The following is a 3,032-nucleotide window of genomic DNA, read 5'->3' as shown; positions in this document are numbered from 1 at the left end:
CGCGATAGCGGACTGTCAGTAAACTCTATCGCGCCTGACAGAACGCTATCGCGAGCAGGCTCACTCCTACAGGGTATTGCGTGGTGTCAGATCAGTTCGCCGCAGAGGTCGAGCTCGATCAGTCGGCGCACTTCCTGAGTTTCCAGGCCAGCCCCCAGCAACCCATGCAACTTGCCGAACGCCGCTTCACGGGTCATGCCACCACCGGACAACACGCCGACACCGCGCAAACGGCTGCCCGCTTCATACACATCCAGCTCAACCCCGCCTTCATGGCACTGCGTGACCGCGACCACCACCACACCGTTATCGCGCGCGCGACCGAGGCTGGCGAGAAATTCAGGGTTGTCGCTCGGCCCGGTGCCGCTGCCGTAGCACTCCAGCACCAGACCCTGAATGCCGCTGTCGAGCAGACCATCCAGGACTCCAGCGCTAATGCCGGGAAACAGCGGCAGCACGGCAACCTTGGCCAGTTGTTTGGGCTGGTTGTAGTGCAACGATGCGGGAATCGAAGGCGCTTTCACGCCGCCGCCCCGACGCTCCAGACGCTTGAACGGATGACGGCCGAAGCTGCGCACTTTCGCGCAACGGGTCGGCGCCAGCAGTTCGCCGTGGAAGTACAGGTGCACGCCCGGCGCCAGGCCTTGGCCGAGGGCGACCAGCGCGCCACTGAGGTTTTCCCAGGCATCGCTGTCGGTGACGCCCGCCGGCAACATCGAGCCGGTGAAGCACACGCGCGCATTCAGGCCGAGCAACTGGAAGCTCATCGCCGCCGCGCTGTAGGCCAGGGTGTCGGTGCCGTGCAGGATCAGTACGCTGTCGCAGCCTTGCCCATCCACGGCATCGACCACCGCTTCACGCAGTTGCTGCCAATAGGCCGGGGTCATGTTGGCGCTGTCGATCAGCGGCGACATCTCACGGAAGCGCCACTGCGGAACAACGAGTTCAGGCTGGCTGTGCAGGTAGTCGCGCATCCGCGCTTCGAAACCGGACGCCGGGGCCAGACCGTTGGCGCTGGCCTGCATGCCGATGGTGCCACCGGTGTAGAGCACCATGACGTGTTGGGCGGCGGGGTAGGAATTGGCAATCATCTGAGGTCTCCACAAGAGATGACATTGTAGGAGTGAGCCTGCTCGCGATAGCGGTCTTTCAGCCAACATAAATGTTGAATGATGAACCGCCATCGCGAGCAGGCTCACTCCTACAGGTTATTGCATCACAATAACTGACGGGCGCAGGGGATGCGCCCGTCATTCACCTGTCAGCGTTGCGCTGCAGGCACGCCTTGCGGCTCGGCTTCGGTCTTGCCGGCAGCGGCAGATGGATTGGTCGGCCAGGCCTTCAGGTCGAGGTCCAGATCAGCAAATTTGCTGGAATCGAATACCGGTTGTTTGACGCCGGCGCGGCGCTGCCCGTCGTAGTCGCGCATTACGCGCATGCCGACCTTGAACAGCATGGCCAGGGCCACCAGGTTGACGAAGGCCAGGCAGGTCATGGTGATGTCGGCGAAGGCGAACACGGTCGACAAATCCTGCATCGAACCCCAGACCACCAGCGCCAGTACCAGACCGCGGAAAATCATCAGTGCAGCGCGGTTGCGGGTAAGGAACTGCAGGCTGTTTTCGCCCAGGTAGTAGTTGTAGAGGATGCAGGTGAAGACGAACAGCGACAGCGCGACGCTGACGAACATGCGACCCCAGTCACCCACCACGGCGGCCAGCGAGTTCTGGGTGAGGACGATGCCGTCACCTTCGAAGCCCGGCGTGTAGAAACCCGACAGCAGGATCAGCAGCGCGGTGCAGGTGCAGATCACGAAGGTGTCGAGGAACACGCTGAAGGCCTGAACCACGCCCTGCGCACCCGGGTGCTTCACGGCAGCCACGGCGGCGACGTTAGGCGCACTGCCCAGACCCGCTTCGTTGGCGAACACGCCACGCTTCACGCCCATGACGATGGCGCTGCCGAGCAGGCCACCAAAGGCCGGGTCGAGGCCGAAGGCGCTCTTGAAGATGGTTTCCAGCATGGCTGGCACGTGTTCGATCTGGGTGCCGATCACGTACAGGGTCACGCCGATATAGGCCAGGGTCTTGACCGGTACCAGCAGGTCGGACACCGACGCGATGCGCTTGATGCCGCCGATGAAGGTGATCGCCAGCAGCACCGCCAGGACGATACCGGTGTGTTGTGGGTTGAACTCAAAGGCGTTCTGCAGCGAGTGGGTCACGGTGTAGGACTGCAGACCAATGAAGGCGAAGCCGTAGGTGACCAGCAACAGAACCGAGAACACCACTGCCATGCCTTTCTTCTTCAGGCCGTGCTGGATGTAGTAGGCCGGGCCACCACGGTACAGACCGTCGCCATCGGCGCGCTTGTAGACCTGGGCCAGGGTGCACTCGAAGAAGCTGCTGGACATGCCGACCAGTGCGGTCACCCACATCCAGAACACTGCACCCGGACCACCGAGGGTTACAGCGATGCCGACACCGGCGATGTTGCCTGCGCCGACACGGCCGGCAAGGCTGAGCATCAAGGCCTGGAACGAACTGAGTTGCCCGGCATTGCCTTTGAGGCTGTCGCGGAACACCGCGAACATGTGGAAGAAATGACGCAGTTGAACGAAACGCGAGCGAATCGTGAAGTAGCTACCGAGCCCGACAATGAGCACGATCAGTACTTTCCCTGAGAGGAAGTCGTTAATGACTTCGAGCATGGATTTTTCCTCGCTGTTTATTGTGTAAGCAAATGCTGGATGGAAGAAACATCGTGTTACACCGGTGTGCGCGCGGCACGACGGGTGAGGCGAAGGTTTCGTCCCGGTCCATTTCGCGGGTTTGTTATTAGTTCGGGTTTCGCATGGGTTATGGCCTCGTTACCGACGACCGCTCACGCGAAGAGGGGCGGCACTATACCGATCAGTGACGCGCCCGTCTGCACGGTAGTGGTGCAAGCGACGAAACGAGGGTGCTGCAAGATCAAAAGATCGCAGCCTTCGGCAGCTCCTACAGGTGTACGTCAATCAATGTAGGAGCTGC

The 3,032-nt window shown here is 61.4% G+C and carries 2 protein-coding genes; both read right to left on the bottom strand.

The window, feature by feature from the left end; all coding sequences use genetic code 11:
• Nucleotides 1-86: 86 nt before the first annotated feature.
• The gene (locus EJA71_RS11500) at nt 87-1,091 is read right to left on the bottom strand and encodes an asparaginase (protein ID WP_158956897.1); all 1,005 of its coding nucleotides are present in this window, start codon (nt 1,089-1,091) and stop codon (nt 87-89) included.
• Nucleotides 1,092-1,261: 170 nt separating this feature from the next.
• Nucleotides 1,262-2,710: a sodium:alanine symporter family protein gene (locus tag EJA71_RS11495; protein WP_158956895.1), complete on the bottom strand. Its 1,449-nt coding sequence runs from the start codon at nt 2,708-2,710 to the stop codon at nt 1,262-1,264.
• Nucleotides 2,711-3,032 lie beyond the last annotated feature (322 nt).

Origin of the sequence: Pseudomonas sp. PB106 (genome assembly GCF_009764645.1) — a bacterium.
Taxonomy (GTDB): Bacteria; Pseudomonadota; Gammaproteobacteria; order Pseudomonadales; family Pseudomonadaceae; genus Aquipseudomonas.
The sequence above is the reverse complement of the archived record's forward strand: the minus strand, read 5'-3'. Positions and strand labels throughout refer to the sequence as shown.